This window comes from Bradyrhizobium sp. USDA 4504 (assembly GCF_054063995.1).
Map to the genome: position 1 here is coordinate 3,246,546 of NZ_JBSSGV010000001.1, position 18,723 is coordinate 3,265,268.

An 18,723-nucleotide genomic window follows, 5' to 3' on the forward strand; every position below is an offset into this window, starting at 1 on the left:
CGCCTCTCTTTTTTCGCTGTCGTCAGGGTGGTGTCAGCTTGTCACGCTAGGTTTCGCGTCGCGGCGATATTTGCCGTGCCCAGACTGGCCCGCTCCGAAATGCGAGCCCCGGAGCGGGCCTTTTACGGTCTGGTCGCGTCCTAATCCTCGTTCGCCTTGAATCGCCCCAATCCCTTGAGCACGAACGGCGCCAGCAGCGCGATCAGCGCTATGCCAAGCAGCGTCGCCGACATCGGGCTTTGCAGCAGCACCATGGGATCGCCGAGGCTGATCGCCAGCGCGCGGCGCAACTGGCTTTCGGCGATCGGCCCGAGGATCAGCCCGATCACGACGGGCGCGATCGGGAAGTCGAACCGGCGCATCAGAAAGCCCATGACGCCGAACGCCGCCAGCATCGACAGCTCGACGACCGACGGCTTCGCCGCGATCGTGCCCATGGTGGCGAACACCAGGATGCCGGCATAGAGCCAGGGCTGCGGGATCGCCAGCAGCCGCACCCAAAGGCCGACCAGCGGCAGATTGAGCACCAGCAGCATGCCGTTGGCGATGAACAGGCTCGCGATCAGGCCCCACACCAGGTCGGGCCGCTCCGCGAACAACAGCGGCCCCGGGTTGAGGCCGTATTGCTGGAAGCCCGCCAGCATCATTGCAGCCGTTGCCGAGGTCGGCAGCCCGAGCGTCAAAAGTGGCACCAGCGTGCCGGCGGCGGACGCGTTGTTCGCCGCTTCCGGCCCTGCGACGCCTTCGATCGCGCCCTTGCCGAACTCCTCCGGATGTTTGGTCAGCCGCCGCTCGGTGGAATAGGACAGGAATGTCGGGATCTCCGCCCCGCCGGCCGGCAGCGCCCCGATCGGAAAACCGAACAGCGTGCCACGCAGCCACGGCTTCCACGACCGCCGCCAGTCCTCCCGCGTCATCCACAGCGAGCCGCGCACCGGCTCGAGCTTCTCCTCGGCGTGATGCCGGCGCGAGGCGACATAGAGCGCCTCGCCGACCGCGAACAGGCCGACCGCGAGCGTCGTCACCTCGACGCCGTCGAGCAGTTCGGGGATGCCGAAGGCAAGCCGCGCCTGACCGGTCAGCTTGTCGATGCCGACCAGCCCGAGCGTGAGGCCGATGAACAGGCTGGTGAGGCCGCGGACCGGCGAGTCGCCGAAGGTCGCCGACACAGTGACGAAGGCGACGCACATCAGCGCGAAGTAATCCTCCGGCCCGAAGCGCACGGCGAAATCGACCAGCCATGGCGCGAGGAATGCGAGGCCGATGGTGGCGATGGTGCCGGCCACGAACGAGCCGATCGCCGAGGTCGCCAGCGCCGGGCCGCCGCGGCCGGCCTTGGCCATCTTGTTGCCCTCGAGCGCGGTCGCCATCGACGCGCTCTCGCCCGGCGTATTGATCAGGATCGCGGTGGTCGATCCGCCATACATGCCGCCATAATAGATGCCGGCGAACATGATCAGCGAGCCGCCGGGATCGAGCTTGTAGGTCACCGGCAGCAGCAGCGCGACCGTCAGCGCCGGTCCGATGCCCGGCAACACGCCGACCGCGGTGCCCAGGAACACGCCGATCAGGGCGTAGAGCAGGTTCATCGGCTGCATGGCGACCGCCATGCCGTGCGCCAGCGCGGCGAAAGTGTCCATCACAGCAGTCGCTCCAGCGGGCCGGCGGGAAGGGTCAGCGTCAACAGCTTGTCGAACGCGAGATAAATCAGCGTCGTGATCACGAGCGCGATGGCGGTGTCGGCCAGGACGGCGCGGCGGCCGAACGCCGCCGACGTGGTGACGAACAGCGCCGAGGTGGCGAGGATGAAGCCGCCGCCAAAGCCGATGATGGCGATCAGGAGCGCCAGGCCCCCGATGATCAGCCACACCGGTTTCGGATCCATGCTCTCGCGCGGCGGCAGCTTGCCGCGCAGCGCGTCGATCAGATTGCCGACCGCGAGGATGACAAGGCCGATCGCGATGACGACCGGCATCGCCTCCGGCCCCATGCCGTACATCGTGGTCGACGGCAGCTTGCTGGCGTCCCACACCAGCACCGCAGCAAGCCCGGCAAGCGCGGCCGCGATGACCACGCCGGCGCGATCGACGCGGCGCGCCGGCGCCGGCCGGAGGTTTTCAGACGCCGCGTCCGGCGTCATGACTTCACGAGGCCGACGGACTTCAGCACCTCGGTCACGCGCGTGATCTCCTTCTTCAGGAAATCCGCGAAGGCGTCGCCGCCGAGATAGGCGTCATCCCAGCCCTTCTGCTTCAGGATCTCCTTCCAGGAATCGGACTTCACCATCTTCTCGACCGCATCGCTCAGCACCTTGCGCTGCTCTGGCGTGATGCCGGGCGGAGCGACCACCGAGCGCCAATTGGCCAGCACGAGATCGATGCCCTGCTCCTTGAAGGTCGGGATGTCGACGCCGGGCAGACGCTGCGCCGACGTCACGCCGAGCGCGCGCAACTTGCCGGCCTTGATCTGGCCTTCATATTCGCTGAGGCCGGAAATGCCGGCCGTGACCTTGCCGCCGAGAATGGCTGCAAGCGACTCGCCGCCGCCCGAGAACGGAATGTAGTTGATCTTCTTGGCGTCGGCGCCGACCGTGCCCGCGAACAGCGCCGCCATCACATGGTCGACACCGCCGGCCGAGCCGCCGGCAAAGGTCACCTTGGCGATATCGGCCTTCACCGCGGCGGCAAGATCCTGCGCCGTCTTGATCGGCGAGTTCGCCGGCACCACGATGACCTGGGTCTCCTCGGTGAGGCGCGCAATCGGCGTCACCTGATCCAGCGTCACCGGCGACTTGTTCATGGCGAGTGCGCCCACCATGACGAAGCCGTTCACCATCATCTGGTTGCTGTCGCCCTTGGCGCCGTTGACGAACTGCGCGATGCCGACGCTGCCGCCGGCGCCAGGAACGTTGGTGACCTGGACGCTGCGCGCGATGCCGGCCGCGACCAGCGCCTGCTGCATCGAACGCGCGGTCTGATCCCAGCCGCCGCCCGGCGCCGCCGGCGCCATCAGCTTGAGCTCGAGCTGCTGCGCGGGCGCCGGACCGCTCGCCCCGAGCAACAGCGCGACGACCGCGCCGAACAGGCGCATGTGGGACGAGATCATGGGGCTTCCTCCTGAATTTTCGGAAAGCAGCCTGCGGATCGCCGGCTGCATCCGGTCACGTGATCGCATCGCCACTCGGAAAGCGCGGTCCCTTCGGGTCAGGAATCGCTCGCCGATCTCGCGTCTGCGTGTCCCTAGCGACCATTCGCCACAGCCTTCGGCAAGCCGGAGGGCGCAGCTAGCCAGTGCTGCAAATCGCCGCACCATCTCCGGTCATTTTTCGCTTGCTTTGATTCGGCACGGCTCGCCAACGCAAGTTCGGTTCTAGGAACCTTCGCCATTTTCTCCCGTTCCACCTCCGCCGATTGGTACGGCTATTGGAGGAGAGAACATGAAGTTTAAGACCATTGTCGCGGCATCTTTGCTTGCCGCTTTCGTCTCGCCGGCATTCGCAGCGGATGAATTCTACGTCGTCCAGGATGTGAAGACGAAGAAGTGCACGATCGTCGACAAGAAGCCCGTCGACACGACGACCACCGTCGTCAGCCCGTCAGGCACTGTCTACAAGACGCGCTCCGAGGCCGAGACCGGCATGAAGAGCGTCAAGGTCTGTACCTCGGACTAGGAGGCGATCGCATGCCAGTCATCATTCTTTGGGCCGTGCCGGCGATCATCGTCATCGGCGGCGGTATCTACCTGTTCGGCCATCTTCACTGAAGGCGAGGAGTTTCACTTATGAAGTACTTAGCTATCGGCTGCATCATGGCCGCAGCGTTCGCTACCGCCGCGCATGCCGCAACCACCATGCCCGCCGCGCCGGCGGACAGTTCGACCATCACCAATTACTACAAGCAGAATGTCTACGACCCGAAGGAATCCAAGATCGGGACGATCGACGACGTGCTTGTCGACAAGTCCGGCAAGGTGACCGGTCTCGTCGTCGGTGTCGGCGGCTTCCTCGGCGCCGGCGAAAAGGACGTGATCGTGCCGTTCACGGCCGTCAAGTCTCAAAAGAAAGACGACAAGTGGTGGCTTACGCTCGACGAGACCAAGGACAGCCTGAAGGCCGCACCTGGTTTCAAATACGATCGCGCCAGCACGACTTGGAAGCCGGAGAATAAGTAGCATCGACGCCCCGTCTGCTCGCTCAGAGCAGACGGGGCGCTATTCACGCAAGTGATGGCGGCCCTATCCAAGCTCGCCGGAACGGACCAGGGTCGCGCAACGAAACGGCCCCAGCACCTTTGGGGGCCTGGAGGCCGGTGCTGGGGCCGGTTGCCTGATCCGGGGCCGAGCTGTTGGAGCCAGGCAGTCCAATCGATCAACGCCCCCGCGGTTCCGGCATTAGCCTATGTAAATCGGCGACCTAATTTTCCACCGGCATGTCTTGTCTGCAACAGGCCTCCCTCGAGCGGCGCTGATCCGCCGCCGCTTCAGCCGCGGTTCTGACGCGGAGAATCAACCGCAAAAATTTTTCGGCCGGGTTCTTGACACGATATCTCCGGTTTTTATTTTCTTTCGCGCCAGCCCCCAACGCGGTGGCTGGGGCCTGGTCGCCCCTCGGGGCCAGGCGAGACGGGCACCGGTCGTGTCCGGTGCCGTTCATATCCATCTTGCTCTATGGAGGATTTGGCTATGCGCACATACGACTTCTCTCCCCTGTTCCGGTCGACCATCGGATTCGACCGGCTCTTTGATCTTGCCGAAGCAGCCCACCGGGCCGGCGAAGATCACTACCCGCCCTACAACATCGAACGGCTGTCCGAAGACAGCTATCAGATCGTGCTCGCGATCGCCGGTTTTGCGCCGGATGAGATTTCCGTCACGGCAGAGCAGAACGTTCTGACTGTCGAAGGCGTCAAGGTCGAGAAGGCCGAGCGCGAATACATCTATCAGGGCATCTCGACGCGCAGATTCAAGCGCCAGTTCAGCCTGGCCGACTACGTCGAGGTCAAGAGCGCGGCGTTCGACAACGGGCTTCTCAGGATCGAGCTGGCGCGCGAAGTGCCGGAGGCGATGAAGCCGCGACGCATCGCGATCAACGCGGCATCGAACACGGCGCCCCGACAGCTCGAAAACGTCGCCGCCTGATTGAACCGGCGAAGCCGCGTCCGACGAACAGGTCGCGGCTTCGTCTTCTCACTCTTCTCAGCAACTCGTCTTTCGAACGGAGGTATCCATGCGGCCGACGACCGCGCCTGCTCATAACGTTATTGCCTTTCATCTGCCGATTGGCGATCACCACCAATATGAGGTCCCGCACGATGTGGTGCGGGATTCTCGCCTGAGCCTGGCCGAGAAACGCGCTCTCCTGGCATCCTGGGCCTCGGACGCCAGCGCTGTAGCGTCCAATCCCGCTTTGCGCGCACCCAAGGGGCTCAAAGCGCCCGTTCCTGTCAGCGACATCCTCGAAGCGCTTCGCGCGCTCGACAGCGATCCGCACCATCCGCCAGGCGGCCGGCCTGCCCGCCTGCGCTCCGTCGACCGCTGCCTGGCTGCATAGGAGCGCGAGATGACAGACATCAGGCTACCGAAGCAGGTCATCGACCGCCTCGAGGGACGCTGGCGGTCAAGATTTGGACAGGCAAGGCGCCGGAGCTCAGAACTGTTCGACCACCGGCTTGAACAGTTGCGCGCTCATCGCAACAATATTCATCGGTATCGGCGATTGCTGCAGACCCAGCTCTCCGACCTCGAGCGCGAATTCATCGAAAGACGGCTGTCCGAAGAAACCACGGCAATGCAAGGCCTCGCGGCCGACATTCCATCCCTTCCCTCCTCGTTCGATCGCGCAGCTTGCGAGGAGATCACGCCATGAATGGGCTGCAACAACTGCTCATAAGAGGCAGCGAAAAAGTCATCGGTCACTATCAATTCCTGCTGGATAGCGCGACCTCGGAACAAGAGCGCGAACGCTATCGACGGAGGATCGAGGAAGAACGCCGGATACTAGGCCGGTTGCTCGACGATTCCGATCGGTCGTCACGCGCGGCGTGAGCGATTCATGGCGGCGGGAGAGCAAATCCGCTCGTGATGCCCGCCGCTCGCCTCGCGCGAAGGCCGCAAAGCCACCCGCGTGCCTTCGAACCATCAAAGGACGCGTCCGTTATCCGGAGGCTTGCTACGCATCCGGGAGACGTTGCCTTATGTATCTGATCTACTATTTCGCTGTCTTCCTCGCTGTGACCGGCGCAGTCTTTGGCTCATTGGTCACGCTGGAGAAGATCTTTCATTCCATGGGTTCCGCCTAACGATCCCGATCGAAGGTCTCGGATCGGAGCCCTGGTTCGGAATTTCACCCTAGCAAAAGCCAGGCCATGGAGGCGATGAGAGCCACAAGCGACACGGTCGCAGCGCTGACAAAGGCAATCTCCACACCGTCGATATGGTGGTGGTTTGTATGCATTGAGCGTCCTCCTAGATGGGTGCCCGCGGACCTTGAGACAGTAGCCACGCCGCCAAATTGGCGGTGGTTTCGTCATGCCGCGCCTGCCTCAACAGGGTCTCTCGCTCTCGACAGGGAGGAAGGTTCTTGGCCCGTTGACGTAGCCGTTCGGCTTCTTGGGCGAGGCGTTTTTCAAGAGGGAAAATCTGCCTAACCCGGCGTCGTCGCTTCATGGCTCCTCTCTCCAACGCTGACGTTTGGCTGCCCCAAAAGCAAAATCAAAAAGCCCGGGAAGCCTAAAAAGTTCCTGCCAGCTTCGCGTCAATGAGATCAGACGGATGGAACTGGCGAAACGGCATGGACGTTACAGGGCATGGGCATGGCCAAGGACCTGAAGAAACAGGCCAAGACCGCCGAGCAGGCGGCGGTGCGGACGGCTGACGAATTCGCGGCCGAGCAAATGAAGAGCCTCGCCCAAGCGTTCCGGGCTCAGGCCGAGGTCGTCAAACGAAACAAGAAAAAGAAGAAAGATGAGCTTCACCGTAAAAGCTAGGTGCAAGTTTGGAGAGATCGTGCACCGTCGTGGCACGGCCGAAGCAGCTCTACGCAAGGCAAAAGAGCTTTCACGGTCGCAGTGTTACGACATCCACATCGTGACACCTGAAGGCCGAGACTACGACTCGTCCGAGTTTGGGGATCTTCCCCGCACGCCACTGGCTGTGCGCGTTGCTCAGAAAGGCCACACCTATCCATAGGGCAGGAGAGATTCCATAGGGCAGGAGAGGTTTCAAAACGGCAGGCTCAAAAAGCGGCCCCGGCTAACCGCATCACCCTTAGGGTGCGCCCTTCCCCAACCGCCTCGCGCGCGCCATCGGCGCGACAATCAATAGCGGTCGCGATATCCCCGCCGCTGCTGCCCATATGCGGCACGAGGATTGATCCCGCAGGTCACGTTCCTTCCGGAAGCTGACGCGAGACACTGGGCGCGGGTTTGGTACATGCAATCGCCGGGATAGCCGACGCCGCGCCCCTGCACGCACCAGCGATAATCCCGGGCGCTGGCTGGGCTCACACTTGCCAGTCCTGCAACGCCGAACGCCAGGACGAGCTCCAGGACAGCGAACAGGACGGTTGCGCGCATGATCGGGTCCTCGCAAGCAATCGAGGACCAACGGAGCGGCAAGATTAGCGTTCCCTTCGATAGTGGCCGGCCGGTTAGCAAGATCGCAAGCCGCAGCCGGAGCGGCCGCGCCGAGCGCGAGCGCAGGAACCATGCTCCGTTGGGTCGGTTGTTGGAAACCATCCATCCCACACAAAGTCAATCGGCATGCCGTCACGACTGCTTTGGTTTTTAGGGTTTCCGGTTCTGGTAGTTCTGGGTGGTTGCGGCGATCAACTCGAGTGCGATTCAATCGAAACCCGGAAGGCCGTGCTCCAGACCATCTCCAACGATCACCGCAATCCGCTTGTCAATTTCGCCGCCAGGGAATCGACGGCGAAGCCCACTGCGGAAAACGCAAATCCACAATACCTCCTCGGTGAAAAGATCGTCACGACCTCGGCAAGTGAGGACAAGCGAACATTGCAATGCAGCGGCGGCATCTCGGTTTCCGTGGGCGACATCAAGGCTTCCAAGGAAGTCGAATTCACCGTGCAGAAATCGAGCGACGGAAAGTTGGCGGTTTCGGTTGCTCCATTTCAGTTTTGAGTTACGACAAACTCAGTGTCGTCCTGGCGAAAGCCAGGACCCATTACCCCAAATCACTATTGTTGCGCGATGCTGGGGCCGCGATCCCGCTCATCGCCAAATGCGGTGGTTATAGGTCCTGCTTTCAGGACGACGATCGTGCGCGAGGAACCTGCACCGTCATCGCGTCGTTGCGAGCAAAGCAAATCGCCGCCGAGGAAGCCTTGCCGACGACGCGGAATCAGACCGCGAAGCCAGGCGCGCCGCTACAGCCCGGTATAGCCGGCCTTCACGTGGTCGGTACTACCGTCGAGCTGGCGCAGATAGGTCAGCCCGCACACCGTCAACCGATGCGGATCGCGCTCGCCGGCGTCGAACAGCGTCTGCACGTACTCTGTCACCTTCGCCCGCGCTTCGTCGCTCGCAGCGGGCGTGCGGTTGAGCAGCAGATCATACGTCTGCATGATCCGATCGATAGCGGCTTCCATTGAAGTCTCCGGGTTGACGCTCAGGCGACCACCAGCGTCTCGGCCTCGAACTTCGCGATCGCCTTGTTGGCGAGGCGGAGGCGGTTCATCTCACCGCGCTGGAACAGCTTCACGATGATGCCGAGCAGGCGCTCATTGGTGGCGAAATTGTCGGCGATGGCGCCGGATTTGCGCAGATAGTTCGAGGCGATCGCGTAGGCGTCACCGACGACCTCGACATTCAGCACCTCAATCCCGCGTTCGAGCAACATATCCCTGCCTCTCCGTTGGCTAACGGATAAGCCGCAGGGAACGCCTTGGTTCCTCGCCGGGGCCCATTTATTTTCGCAGGTGCAGCATGAAAAACGCATCGGCCGGGCATGACCGATGCGTTGACTGGAGCAAGGTTGGACCGGAGCAAGGCTGGACTGAAGGAAGGCTGCCGGTCTTCTCGCGCGGCCGGCTTGGCCATCAGGCGAAAACGGGAAGGCTCAGAGGCGATACAGGATCTGGTCGGTCCAGAACCGCTCGAGGCGATGCAGCGACTTGTTGAGGCTCGCGAACTCCTCGTTCGAGATGCCGCCGACCTGCTCCACCGTCTTGACGTGCTTCTGATAGAGTGCGTCGACGATCTTGCGGACCTCCTGGCCCTGCGGGGTCAGCCGGATGCGGACCGAGCGGCGATCGACGCGCGAGCGCTGATGATCGAGGAAGCCGAGCTCGACGAGCTTCTTCAGATTGTAGGAGACGTTGGAGCCGAGATAGTAGCCGCGGGTGCGCAGCTCGCCGGCGGTCAACTCCTTGTCGCCGATGTTGTACAGGAGCAGCGCCTGCACCGAGTTGATGTCGGCGCGGCCACGACGATCGAATTCGTCCTTGATGACGTCGAGGAGCCGGCGATGCAGCCGCTCCACCAAAGTCAGGGCTTCGAGATAGAGCGGCTGCACCGGAGCTTGACCGGTAGCGCGATCAGCGGCATCCGCCGCCGTTGTCGCAACGGCTTTCATCATGACACTTCCCCTGTTTGTCGTTTTTATCGACTTTATTCGACGAAACTTGTGTCCCGCCTGATAGGTCCAACGTAAGGGGGCCGTTTGAATATCCGCTTAAATAAGAGAATAAAGAGATCATGAATTTAAGACAGTGAATCGTGGATTAAGCCCATGGATCAAAGGCTTTTCGCAACTTTTCATTGACGGTGGCGGACCCTTGTTCACGCTTCGTCTGCCTGCCCTGTCACATTCGGAAACAGCATCGTCTGAATTCGAAACGGTGGCGTAACGGGTATGAGGGAACCCTTTACGGTGACCGATTGGTTACCGGAAAATTCTTTGAAAATTTTACCGGAGTGCAGCGGCGGGACGTGCACGCGATGCGCGCAAGCGGTGCCGATCTGTTGTGGGGGCCAGACCGGTTCCGCCGTCGGCCCGCGCAAAGCCGGCCGGCACACGCGCCGAGGTCCGGTGAAATGGGCCCCGACGGCAGGTCCCGTAGAGACGGTCCCGCAAGGGAGTGTCTCAAACGGATGCGATCTGTCGGCACCCACCTATCAGAACCAGCAGAGCTGTCTTCTCGTTGCGCGCACGGCTGGCAAATATTGCCGGCCGCGGCCGGCTATTCGTGGCGCTGTCGCCACGGGGCAACAGTGCATCAGGCCATCGCTGCACGCCGGCCTATGGCGGGCGTTCGCGCGCCGACATCCAGGCCAGCGCGAGATAGGCGGCGAGCATCAGCGCCTCGAGCCCGACCACGGTGAGACTGCCGCCATAGATGCCGGGAAACATCAGCTCGATGACCGCCATCGACACCACGGTGGTCAGCCACACCACGGCGCCCCAGGGCGTCGCGAGCCAGAGCCCGACGGCGGCGACGAGCTCGATGACGGCGAAATAGATCGTGGCGGTCTGCCAGGCCATCGACTGGTTCTCGAAGGCCTCCTCCTCGCCGCCGACGAAGCCGGTCACCTGGGCCCAGTGATAGAGGCCCTTGGCGACCGAGACGACGGCCATGATGCGCAGGAAGATGACGAGGCGCCGCGTCCACGCATTGTCGTCCGGCTCGATCCGGTCGGACGAGATCGCGCTCACCGAGATGGCATTGTCCCGCGCCTGATCGCGTGCAGAGGTGTCAGACATCCGAATCGCCGCATAGCGGCTGCAAAATGGGGTTCATGGGCGCAGTCTTGGCCCGCCGGGGACGCAAAATCAATTGCCGTTGCGGCAAATCAAGGGCGCCACGGATGCAATAGCGGCGCAATGACGGCGGCCCTGACAGGTGCTAGAAACGGACTTATATCAGGTCCAGACCTTATCAGGTCCAGAATGCCGTCCGTCGAGGAGAAGAAGACATGGCGATCAAATTCGGGCGCCCGATTGAACTGCGTGATGCGCCCCGGCGGCAGAGCGATGCCCTCGCCTCCCCCTCGCTCGACCTCACGATCCGGATGCGGCGCAACCGCAAGTCGGAATGGGCCCGACGCCTGGTGCGCGAGAACGTGCTGACCAGCAATGACCTGATCTGGCCGATGTTCGTGGTCGATGGCCACAACACCCGCACGCCGGTGGCCTCGATGCCCGGCGTCGACCGGCTCACCGTCGACCAGATCGTCCGCGACGCCGAGCGCGCGGCAAGGCTCAACATTCCCTGCATCGCGCTTTTCCCGTTCACCGAGCCGTCGCTGCGCGACGAGCAGGGCTCGGAGGCGCTCAACCCCGACAATCTGGTCTGCCAGGCGGTGCGCGCGATCAAGAAGGAGTTTCCCGACATCGGCGTGCTCTGCGACGTCGCGCTCGATCCCTTCACCAGCCATGGCCATGACGGGCTGATCGAGGACGGCAGGATCCTCAACGACGAGACAGTCGCGGTGCTGGTGAAGCAGGCGCTGACCCAGGCCGAGGCCGGCTGCGACGTGATCGCGCCGTCGGACATGATGGACGGCCGGATCGGCGCGATCCGCGAGGCGCTCGACGACAACGGCTTCGGCGACGTGCAGATCATGTCCTATGCGGCGAAATACGCCTCCGCCTTCTACGGCCCGTTCCGCGACGCGATCGGCTCGGCCAAGACGCTGACCGGCGACAAGCGCACCTACCAGATGGACAGCGCCAATTCCGACGAGGCGCTGCGCGAGGTCGAGCTCGACATCGCCGAGGGCGCCGACATGGTGATGGTGAAGCCGGGCATGCCCTATCTCGACATCGTCCGCCGCGTGAAGGACCATTTCGCGATGCCGACCTTCGTGTACCAGGTGTCCGGCGAGTACGCGATGATCGCGGGCGCCGCCGCCAATGGCTGGATCGACGGCGAGCGCGCGATGATGGAGAGCCTGGTCGGCTTCAAGCGCGCCGGCGCCGACGGCATCCTCACCTATTTCGCGCCGAAGGCCGCCGAAAAGATCAAGGCGGAGAGCTGACGGCCGCCGCCCGTTATTGCGACAAGTGGATCGCTTCGCTCCGCTCGCAATGACGGCGTGAAGGTAGAACCGCTCAATCCAGCCCCCGAATCGCCGGATTATTTCGGCTAGTTAATGTTCGCGCAGGCTTGGCGAATGCGCCTCCTGTTCCCATGTCCTGCGCGGGACTTTCATCGGAGGTTGGTCATGTCTTACGGCAATGACGGCGGCACCTGGCGCAACGAGGCCTGGCGCAACGACGGCGGCGTTCCTCCGCATGCGTTCGACCCAATGATGCAGCCGGACCTGTTCCGCGGCGTGCTGACGCGACGTGTCTTTGCGTTCCTGATCGACCTGTTCGTGCTGTCGGTGCCGGTGATCCTGGCGGTGATTTTCATCGCGGTGTTCGGCCTCGTCACGCTCGGTCTCGGCTGGGCGCTGTTCTGGCTGGTCTCGCCGGCCTCGATCGTCTGGGCGATCGTCTACTACGGCGCCTCGATCGGCGGGCAGCACTCGGCCACCATCGGCATGCGCATGATGGATCTGGAACTGCGGACCTGGTACGGTGCGCGCGGCTATTTCGTGCTCGGCGCCACCCATGCGGTGCTGTTCTGGGTGACGATCTCGTTCCTGTCGCCGCTAGTGCTCCTGATCGGGCTGCTCAACGGCCGCCGCCGGCTGCTGCACGACATCGTCCTCGGAACCGTCATTATCAACAGCTCGGTCCGGACCCCCGTCGCCCCGGCCGCGCGGACCTCCTATTAGGCCCGCCTAAACCAATTGACCGTTAGCCTCAGGGGGGCGATGCTCACTCGGCTGCCTGTATTGTTTGTGGAGCCCGACGATCTGACGTGACCCAGCATTCGCGTGATACTCCCCAGTTCTATTTGACGGCGCCCTCGCCTTGCCCGTATTTGCCGGGCCGACATGAGCGGAAGGTTTTCACGCACCTGGTCGGCGACAAAGCGGGCGATCTCAACGACTTGCTGACCCATGGCGGCTTCCGCCGCAGCCAGTCGATCGCCTACCGCCCAGCCTGCGACCAGTGCCGGGCCTGCGTCTCGGTCCGGGTGATCGCCAACGAATTCCGCCCCTCCCGCAACTTCCGCAAGGTGCTGGCCCGCAACGCCGACATCATCGGCGAGCAGCGCACCGCGGTGCCGACCTCGGAGCAATATTCGGTCTTCCGCGCCTATCTCGACCGCCGCCACCGCAATGGCGGGATGGCCGACATGACCGTGCTCGACTACGCCATGATGGTCGAGGACAGCCATGTCGAGACCCGGATCATCGAGTACCGCAAGCGCAATGGCGACAGCGCCATCACCGGCCGCGGCGACGAGCTGATGGCGGTGGCGCTGACCGACGTGCTCAGCGACGGGCTGTCGATGGTTTATTCGTTCTTCGAGCCCGGGCTGGAGGCCCGCTCGCTCGGTACCTTCATGATCCTCGACCACATCGCCCGCGCCCGCCGGCAGGGCCTTCCTTACGTCTATCTCGGGTACTGGATCGAGGGCTCCAAGAAGATGGACTACAAGGGCCGCTTCCTGCCGCAGCAGCGGCTCGCGCCGTCGGGCTGGCTGCGCGTCGACGCATCAGGCGAGGTGCTCGCCGAGCCGCAGGACTAGCTGCCGAAGAACGTATCGATCAGCAGCTTCACGTTCAGGATCACGATCAACCCTGCGACGATCCACGCCGCCACCGCGACGGGGCGTGAGATCGCGAACGCGCCCATCTTGCGTTTGTCGGACACGAACCGCACCAGCGGGATCACCGCGAACGGCAGCTGCATCGACAGCACGACCTGGCTGAACACCAGCAGCTGCGCCGTGCCGCTCTCGCCATAGAGCGCGGCGACCACGATGACAGGGACGATCGCGATGCCGCGGGTCACCAGCCGCTGCAGCCAGTCGGGCAGCTTGAGGTCGAGGAAGCCCTGCATCACGATCTGGCCGGCCAGCGTCGCCGTCACCGTCGAGTTGAGGCCGGAGGCGAGCAGCGCCACGGCAAACAGCGTCGAGGCGATGCCGAGGCCGAGCAGCGGCGACAGCAGTTCGAACGCCTGGTCGATCTCGGCGACATCGGAATGGCCGCTCTTGTGAAAGGTCGCGGCCGCCAGCACCAGGATCGCGGCATTGACGAACAGCGCCAGCATCAGCGCGATGGTGGAATCGGTGGTCGCCCATTTGATCGCGTCGCGCCGTCCCTCCTCGGTGCGCGGGTAGGCGCGGGTCTGCACGATCGAGGAGTGCAGATAGAGATTATGCGGCATCACGGTGGCGCCGATGATGCCGATCGCGATGTACAGCATCTCCGGATTGGTGACGATCTCGCGCGACGGGATGAAGCCGCCGAGCACGGCGGCCACCGGCGGCGCGGCGGCCGCGATCTGGACGACGAAGCAGACCGCGATGACGATCAAGAGCGCGATGACGAAGGCCTCGAGGAAGCGGAAGCCGCGATTCATCAGGAGCAGCAGCAGGAACGCATCCAGCGCCGCCAGCAGCGCGCCGCCGATCAGGGGAATGCCGAACAGCAGCTTGAGCGCGATCGCGGTGCCGATCACCTCGGCGAGGTCGCAGGCGATGATCGCGGCCTCGCAGGCGAGCCACAGCAGCAAATTCACCGGGCGCGAGTAGGTCGCGCGGCAGGCCTGCGCCAGGTCGCGGTCGGTGGCGATGCCAAGCCGCGCGGCAAGCGCCTGCAGCAGGATCGCCATCAGGTTGGAGAGCAGGATGACCGACAGCAACGTGTAGCCAAACTTCGATCCGCCCGCGAGGTCGGTGGCCCAGTTGCCGGGGTCCATATAGCCGACCGAAACCAGATAGCCCGGCCCGGCGAAGGCCAGCAGCCGCCGCCACCACAGGCCGCCTGACGGCACCGCGACGGTCGCGTTCACCTCAGGCAGGCTGCGCACATGTCCGGCATCGCCCCGCCAGCCACTTGGCACGGCATTGGGAACCGAAACGGAAGACAGTTCAGGGGTCCGAGCATCCATCCGACAAGGATGGCCGATCTGTCCCGTTATTGCAACTCATTTGCAACTGCATCTAGGCTCACGAAAATGATACCACCGCCCTCCTTGTAAAGCACTAAGGAAGCGCTTTACGTTAGATGCATGATTAAGCTGCCCGTCGAGACGCCCACCGCAACCCTGCGTTACGCCCTCGCCCCTGACCCTTCAGGCATCGAGGCGATCGAGGCGACCTTTGCGGCCTATGACCGGATGATGGCGATCCTCGCCGAGGTCGCCCCCGTCGGCGCCAACCTCGTCTCGCTGCACGCCCAGGCCTACGAGAAGATCCGCAAGGAGACCGGCCTCCCCGCACGGCTGGTGACGCTCGGCCTGCGCGACCGTGCCAATTACATCGCAGGCGCCGCCGTCCGCCGGATACCGCTCGACGACAAGTTGTTTGCGATCAAGGGCCCAACTTCACTGACCATTAGCACTGTTAGCGGACGCGTCTTGGTGCCGTTCGATGTGCCGGGATATGTCTCAGGCTGGGAAAGCCCCTTCCCGGCGCATTTGATCTCGGATGGACGCGGCTACGAAATCCACATCGCCGTCAAATCGAAATCAGCACAACCGGAGGAGAAGACCATGCTTCACGAAGGCATCCTTGCGCGCATGGGCCGGCTTCTTGCCGCCATCGCGAGCCAGACCATCGACAATGTCGAGAACAACAACAAGGTCGCGCTGGTCAAACAGGCGATCCGCGAGATCGACGCCGGCGCCGACGAAGCGCGCTACGCGCTCGGCAAGTCGCGCGCCGAAGAATTCCGCCTGAAGAAGCGGCGCGAAGAACTGGATACCGAAACGACCAATCTGAACGAAAAGATTCGTCTCGCACTTGCGGAAAATCGCGAGGATCTCGCGCGTGCCGGCGTCGCACGGCAAATTGATCTGGAGTCGCAGGTGATCGCGCTGGAACGCGCGATGGATTTCATCGAGCTCGAAATCGACGAGCAGACCAAGGCGCTGCAGGCCATGCTCGGCGCGCGCCGCGAGGCGGAGACGCGTTTGGCCGATCTCGAACAAAGCCTGATCCGCGAGGCCCAGGACGAAACCAGCCGGGGCCCATCGACGACCAATACATTGAGTGCTGAGCGCGCCATGGCGGCGATCGCCCGGGTCACCGGCGTTCCCGCCTCCAGCGTGCTCGGCGACAAGGAGCTTGACGAACTCGATCGCCTGCATCGCGAAAAGGAAATCGCGGCGCGGCTTGAAAGGATCAAGTCAGAAAAATGAGTGCAGTTGGCGACATTCTGCTCGCCCCCGACGTGCGGCCCTTCGCGGTCGCGGCTGCGATCATGGTGGCACTTGGCGGTATCGAACTGTTCAGCACCATGATCGGACTTTCGATCAGCGAATTGATCGGCAAGGATTTCGCGGTCGAGGCCGAGAGCCACAATGCTCTCAGTGGCCTGTTTCTCTGGATCAACGCCGGACGGCTTCCCCTCCTGATCCTGATCATCCTGATCCTCGGCATCTTCTCGATCGGAGGCTTCCTGCTTCAGGGACTGGCGCATGCCGCAGGCACCGCCATCCCGGTCTCGCTTGCCGCGGTGGTTGCTGCCGCAGGCAGCATCCCCGTGATCAGAAATACCAGCCGCGGCCTCGCCCGCGTCATTCCGCGCGACGAGAGCTATGCGGTCAACGACAGCGACTTTGTCGGCAAGGTCGCAACCGTGTCGGTCGGCCCGCTCGATCAGGGCCTGCCCGGCCGGGTCCGTCTCAAGGATGTCTTCGGCAACTGGCACACCGTGTCGGCGCGTGCCAGCGCGGAGTCCGAGGCATTGCCGGTCGGCGCCAGCGTGCTGCTGGTCGATCGCGATGCCAAGGGCTTCATCGCGATTGCCGCTCCAGCCGACCTCGTCGAACAACAACGATCTTCCAACAGGGCATAACACATGTGGGAACTTGCTGTACCCGTCGTTATTGGCGTCATCGTCATCCTCGTTATCGGTCTCCTGTTCGCAAAGCTCTACAAGCGCTCGACGCGCGATGAGGCCTATGTCCGCACCGGCCTCGGCGGCCAGAAGGTGGTGCTCGACGGCGGCTCGCTCGTGCTGCCGATCTTCCACTCCACCGCCGCGGTGAACTTGAAAACGCTACGGCTCGAGGTCGCGCGCGGCGGCCCGGACTCGCTGATCACCAAGGACCGCATGCGCGTCGACATCGGCGCCGAGTTCTATCTGCGCGTCAAACCCGACGCGTCGTCGATCGCGCTCGCGGCGCAGACCCTCGGCAACCGCACCAATGACGCGGCCGAGCTGCGCGAGCTGGTCGAGGCCAAGTTCGTCGACGGCCTGCGCTCGGTCGCCGCGACCATGAACCTCGAGGAATTGCAGGAGCAGCGCGCCACCTTCGTCAAGGCGGTGCAGGACGCGGTCGGCGCCGACATCCAGAACAACGGTCTCGAGCTTGAATCGGTGTCGCTGACGAAGCTCGACCAGAGCGACATCAAGCACTTCAACCCGAGCAATTTCTTCGATGCGCATGGTCTCACCACGCTGACCAAGATCACCAAGGAGCGTGAGCAGGAGCGCAACCAGATCGTCCGCACCACCGAGGTCAACATCGCCCAGCAGGATCTGGTGGCGCGGCAGACCACGCTGACGATCGAAAGCACCAAGCGCGAGGCCGAGCTCGCCCAGCAGCGCGACATCGCCAACAAGACCGCCGCGATGCGCGCGCAGACGGCGCAGGTCGAACAGACCGCGCTGCAGAACGAGGCCGAATACCGCATCCAGCAGGAGCTCGCGGTCGCCAACAAGCAGACCGAGGCCAACCAGGCCCGCGACACGCGCAAGATCGAGGCCGATCTCGCGGTCAAGCGCCGCAACACCGAGATGGAGCGCGACCTTCAGATCGTCGCGCAGGAAAGCGCGATCGCGGTCGCGGCCAAGAGCAAGGAGCAGTCGGAAGCCCAGACCATCGCCGAGACCGCGCGTGCCGTTGCGATCGCTGCCGAGGAAAAGGTCACCACCGCCCGCGCCACCGAGATCGCCGAGCGCGACAAGATCATCAACGTGATCGCGGCGCGCAAGGCGGCCGAGACCGACGCGATGCCGATCACGGTGATGGCCGAGGCGGAACGCCAGGCCGCCGCCAACAAGGCGGAAGCCACCAACGTGCTCGCCAAGGCCGATGCGGCGGCTGCCACCACCCGCGCTGCCGGCGTCAAGGCGCTCGGCCAGGCCGAAGCCGAGGTCGCGACGATGAAGGCGGAGGCGCGCAACAGACTGAGCGCCGACATGATCGCCTACGATCTCAACCTCGCGCGGATCAACGTGATCCCGAGCGCGCTCGCCGAGGCGGTGAAGCCGATCGAGAAGATTTCCGACATCCGGATCTTCGACACCGGCAGCATGCTCGGTCGCGGCGGCGCCAACGGCCACGCCAACGGCAATGGCGGCCTCGGGCTCGGCGACGGGCTCGCCGCGCAGCTGCTGTCGGTCTCCGCATTCAAGCCGATGATCGACAAGATCCTCTCGGAGGCCGGCTTCCCCGCCGGCTCCGACGCACTCACCAGCCTGACCAGCGCGCTGGCGCAGCGCAAGGCCGAGGTCGCCGAAACACCGACGGTGGGCATCGAAAGCGCGCCAACCGCGCTGGTCGGCAGCATTACGGGCCAACTGGCGCCTGCTCCCAAACCGCAGTGACAGCTTTCAGCCAAGTCTGACTCTGGAAGAGCCCGCCGATCCCCTTCGGCGGGCTTCTGCTTTTGGCGTTATCGGGAAACGG

23 protein-coding genes are annotated in these 18,723 nt (G+C 63.7%); 14 read left to right on the plus strand and 9 right to left on the minus strand.

Features of this window, described 5'->3' with window-relative positions:
• Positions 1-140 precede the first annotated feature (140 nt).
• The 3 genes from ACVMB1_RS14945 to ACVMB1_RS14955 are packed head-to-tail and all read right to left on the minus strand — an operon-like array spanning position 141 to position 3,105.
• Positions 141-1,640 carry a tripartite tricarboxylate transporter permease gene (locus tag ACVMB1_RS14945; protein ID WP_057020728.1) on the minus strand — a complete coding sequence of 500 codons (1,500 nt, stop codon included), beginning with the start codon at positions 1,638-1,640 and terminating at the stop codon, positions 141-143.
• On the minus strand, positions 1,640-2,140 hold the full coding sequence (locus tag ACVMB1_RS14950; RefSeq protein ID WP_456814443.1) for a tripartite tricarboxylate transporter TctB family protein: 501 nt from the start codon (positions 2,138-2,140) through the stop codon (positions 1,640-1,642). The genes ACVMB1_RS14945 and ACVMB1_RS14950 overlap by 1 nt, the downstream gene beginning before the upstream one ends.
• Positions 2,137-3,105, minus strand: a complete 969-nt coding sequence (locus tag ACVMB1_RS14955; RefSeq protein WP_057020730.1) for a Bug family tripartite tricarboxylate transporter substrate binding protein — start codon at positions 3,103-3,105, stop codon at positions 2,137-2,139. Before ACVMB1_RS14955 ends, ACVMB1_RS14950 begins: the two co-directional genes overlap by 4 nt.
• Before the next feature lie 331 nt (positions 3,106-3,436).
• On the opposite strand from ACVMB1_RS14955, the gene ACVMB1_RS14960 reads away from it, so the two are divergent.
• From ACVMB1_RS14960 to ACVMB1_RS14990, 7 genes are all read left to right on the plus strand, one after another.
• The gene (locus tag ACVMB1_RS14960; protein ID WP_057020731.1) at positions 3,437-3,670 is read left to right on the plus strand and encodes a hypothetical protein; all 234 of its coding nucleotides are present in this window, start codon (positions 3,437-3,439) and stop codon (positions 3,668-3,670) included.
• A gap of 110 nt (positions 3,671-3,780) precedes the next feature.
• Complete coding sequence (locus tag ACVMB1_RS14965) at positions 3,781-4,170, plus strand: PRC-barrel domain-containing protein (protein WP_057020732.1); 390 nt, start codon at positions 3,781-3,783, stop codon at positions 4,168-4,170.
• 510 nt (positions 4,171-4,680) lie between these two features.
• The gene (locus ACVMB1_RS14970; RefSeq protein WP_057020733.1) at positions 4,681-5,136 is read left to right on the plus strand and encodes an Hsp20 family protein; all 456 of its coding nucleotides are present in this window, start codon (positions 4,681-4,683) and stop codon (positions 5,134-5,136) included.
• 88 nt (positions 5,137-5,224) lie between these two features.
• The gene (locus ACVMB1_RS14975) at positions 5,225-5,548 is read left to right on the plus strand and encodes a hypothetical protein (protein ID WP_456814444.1); all 324 of its coding nucleotides are present in this window, start codon (positions 5,225-5,227) and stop codon (positions 5,546-5,548) included.
• Between the two features lie 9 nt (positions 5,549-5,557).
• Positions 5,558-5,863, plus strand: a complete 306-nt coding sequence (locus ACVMB1_RS14980) for a hypothetical protein (RefSeq protein ID WP_229192341.1) — start codon at positions 5,558-5,560, stop codon at positions 5,861-5,863.
• A complete protein-coding gene (locus tag ACVMB1_RS14985) occupies positions 5,860-6,042 on the plus strand; it encodes a hypothetical protein (RefSeq protein WP_057020734.1) in 183 nt (60 codons plus the stop codon). Before ACVMB1_RS14980 ends, ACVMB1_RS14985 begins: the two co-directional genes overlap by 4 nt.
• Positions 6,043-6,809: 767 nt before the next feature.
• Positions 6,810-6,983, plus strand: coding sequence for a hypothetical protein (locus tag ACVMB1_RS14990; RefSeq protein ID WP_225158918.1), 174 nt, complete (start codon positions 6,810-6,812; stop codon positions 6,981-6,983).
• 330 nt (positions 6,984-7,313) lie between these two features.
• Here the strand turns inward: ACVMB1_RS14990 and ACVMB1_RS14995 are convergent, their stop codons facing one another.
• Complete coding sequence (locus tag ACVMB1_RS14995) at positions 7,314-7,571, minus strand: DUF3551 domain-containing protein (RefSeq protein ID WP_141341080.1); 258 nt, start codon at positions 7,569-7,571, stop codon at positions 7,314-7,316.
• Positions 7,572-7,757: 186 nt separating this feature from the next.
• On the opposite strand from ACVMB1_RS14995, the gene ACVMB1_RS15000 reads away from it, so the two are divergent.
• The gene (locus tag ACVMB1_RS15000; RefSeq protein ID WP_141341081.1) at positions 7,758-8,138 is read left to right on the plus strand and encodes a hypothetical protein; all 381 of its coding nucleotides are present in this window, start codon (positions 7,758-7,760) and stop codon (positions 8,136-8,138) included.
• Positions 8,139-8,383: 245 nt separating this feature from the next.
• Here the strand turns inward: ACVMB1_RS15000 and ACVMB1_RS15005 are convergent, their stop codons facing one another.
• The 4 genes from ACVMB1_RS15005 to ACVMB1_RS15020 all read right to left on the minus strand — a co-directional run bounded on the left by ACVMB1_RS15005 (position 8,384) and on the right by ACVMB1_RS15020 (position 10,719).
• Positions 8,384-8,605, minus strand: a complete 222-nt coding sequence (locus ACVMB1_RS15005) for a hypothetical protein (protein ID WP_016845010.1) — start codon at positions 8,603-8,605, stop codon at positions 8,384-8,386.
• 20 nt (positions 8,606-8,625) lie between these two features.
• Complete coding sequence (locus ACVMB1_RS15010) at positions 8,626-8,856, minus strand: hypothetical protein (protein WP_141342653.1); 231 nt, start codon at positions 8,854-8,856, stop codon at positions 8,626-8,628.
• Positions 8,857-9,075: 219 nt separating this feature from the next.
• Positions 9,076-9,594 carry a transcriptional regulator LdtR gene (gene ldtR, locus ACVMB1_RS15015; RefSeq protein WP_018271925.1) on the minus strand — a complete coding sequence of 173 codons (519 nt, stop codon included), beginning with the start codon at positions 9,592-9,594 and terminating at the stop codon, positions 9,076-9,078.
• Positions 9,595-10,257: 663 nt separating this feature from the next.
• Entirely contained in the window at positions 10,258-10,719 is a 462-nt protein-coding gene (locus ACVMB1_RS15020; RefSeq protein WP_016845013.1) for a DUF6163 family protein, read from the minus strand.
• Between the two features lie 212 nt (positions 10,720-10,931).
• Between ACVMB1_RS15020 and hemB the strand changes: the two genes are divergently transcribed.
• From hemB to ACVMB1_RS15035, 3 genes are all read left to right on the plus strand, one after another.
• Entirely contained in the window at positions 10,932-11,996 is a 1,065-nt protein-coding gene (gene hemB / locus ACVMB1_RS15025) for a porphobilinogen synthase (protein ID WP_076834380.1), read from the plus strand.
• A 186-nt stretch (positions 11,997-12,182) separates the two neighbouring features.
• On the plus strand, positions 12,183-12,740 hold the full coding sequence (locus ACVMB1_RS15030; RefSeq protein ID WP_057020739.1) for an RDD family protein: 558 nt from the start codon (positions 12,183-12,185) through the stop codon (positions 12,738-12,740).
• Between the two features lie 86 nt (positions 12,741-12,826).
• Positions 12,827-13,603 carry an arginyltransferase gene (locus tag ACVMB1_RS15035; protein ID WP_076834382.1) on the plus strand — a complete coding sequence of 259 codons (777 nt, stop codon included), beginning with the start codon at positions 12,827-12,829 and terminating at the stop codon, positions 13,601-13,603.
• On the opposite strand, the gene ACVMB1_RS15040 is transcribed toward ACVMB1_RS15035, so the two are convergent.
• The gene (locus ACVMB1_RS15040) at positions 13,600-14,973 is read right to left on the minus strand and encodes an Nramp family divalent metal transporter (protein ID WP_076834384.1); all 1,374 of its coding nucleotides are present in this window, start codon (positions 14,971-14,973) and stop codon (positions 13,600-13,602) included. The genes ACVMB1_RS15035 and ACVMB1_RS15040 overlap by 4 nt on opposite strands.
• Positions 14,974-15,093: 120 nt before the next feature.
• Between ACVMB1_RS15040 and ACVMB1_RS15045 the strand changes: the two genes are divergently transcribed.
• The 3 genes from ACVMB1_RS15045 to ACVMB1_RS15055 are packed head-to-tail and all read left to right on the plus strand — an operon-like array spanning position 15,094 to position 18,641.
• Positions 15,094-16,224 (plus strand): PspA/IM30 family protein, encoded by a 1,131-nt coding sequence (locus ACVMB1_RS15045; protein WP_253590074.1) that lies wholly within the window; start codon positions 15,094-15,096, stop codon positions 16,222-16,224.
• A complete protein-coding gene (locus ACVMB1_RS15050) occupies positions 16,221-16,883 on the plus strand; it encodes an OB-fold-containig protein (protein ID WP_456848686.1) in 663 nt (220 codons plus the stop codon). Before ACVMB1_RS15045 ends, ACVMB1_RS15050 begins: the two co-directional genes overlap by 4 nt.
• Positions 16,884-16,886: 3 nt before the next feature.
• The gene (locus ACVMB1_RS15055) at positions 16,887-18,641 is read left to right on the plus strand and encodes a flotillin family protein (protein WP_456848688.1); all 1,755 of its coding nucleotides are present in this window, start codon (positions 16,887-16,889) and stop codon (positions 18,639-18,641) included.
• Positions 18,642-18,723 lie beyond the last annotated feature (82 nt).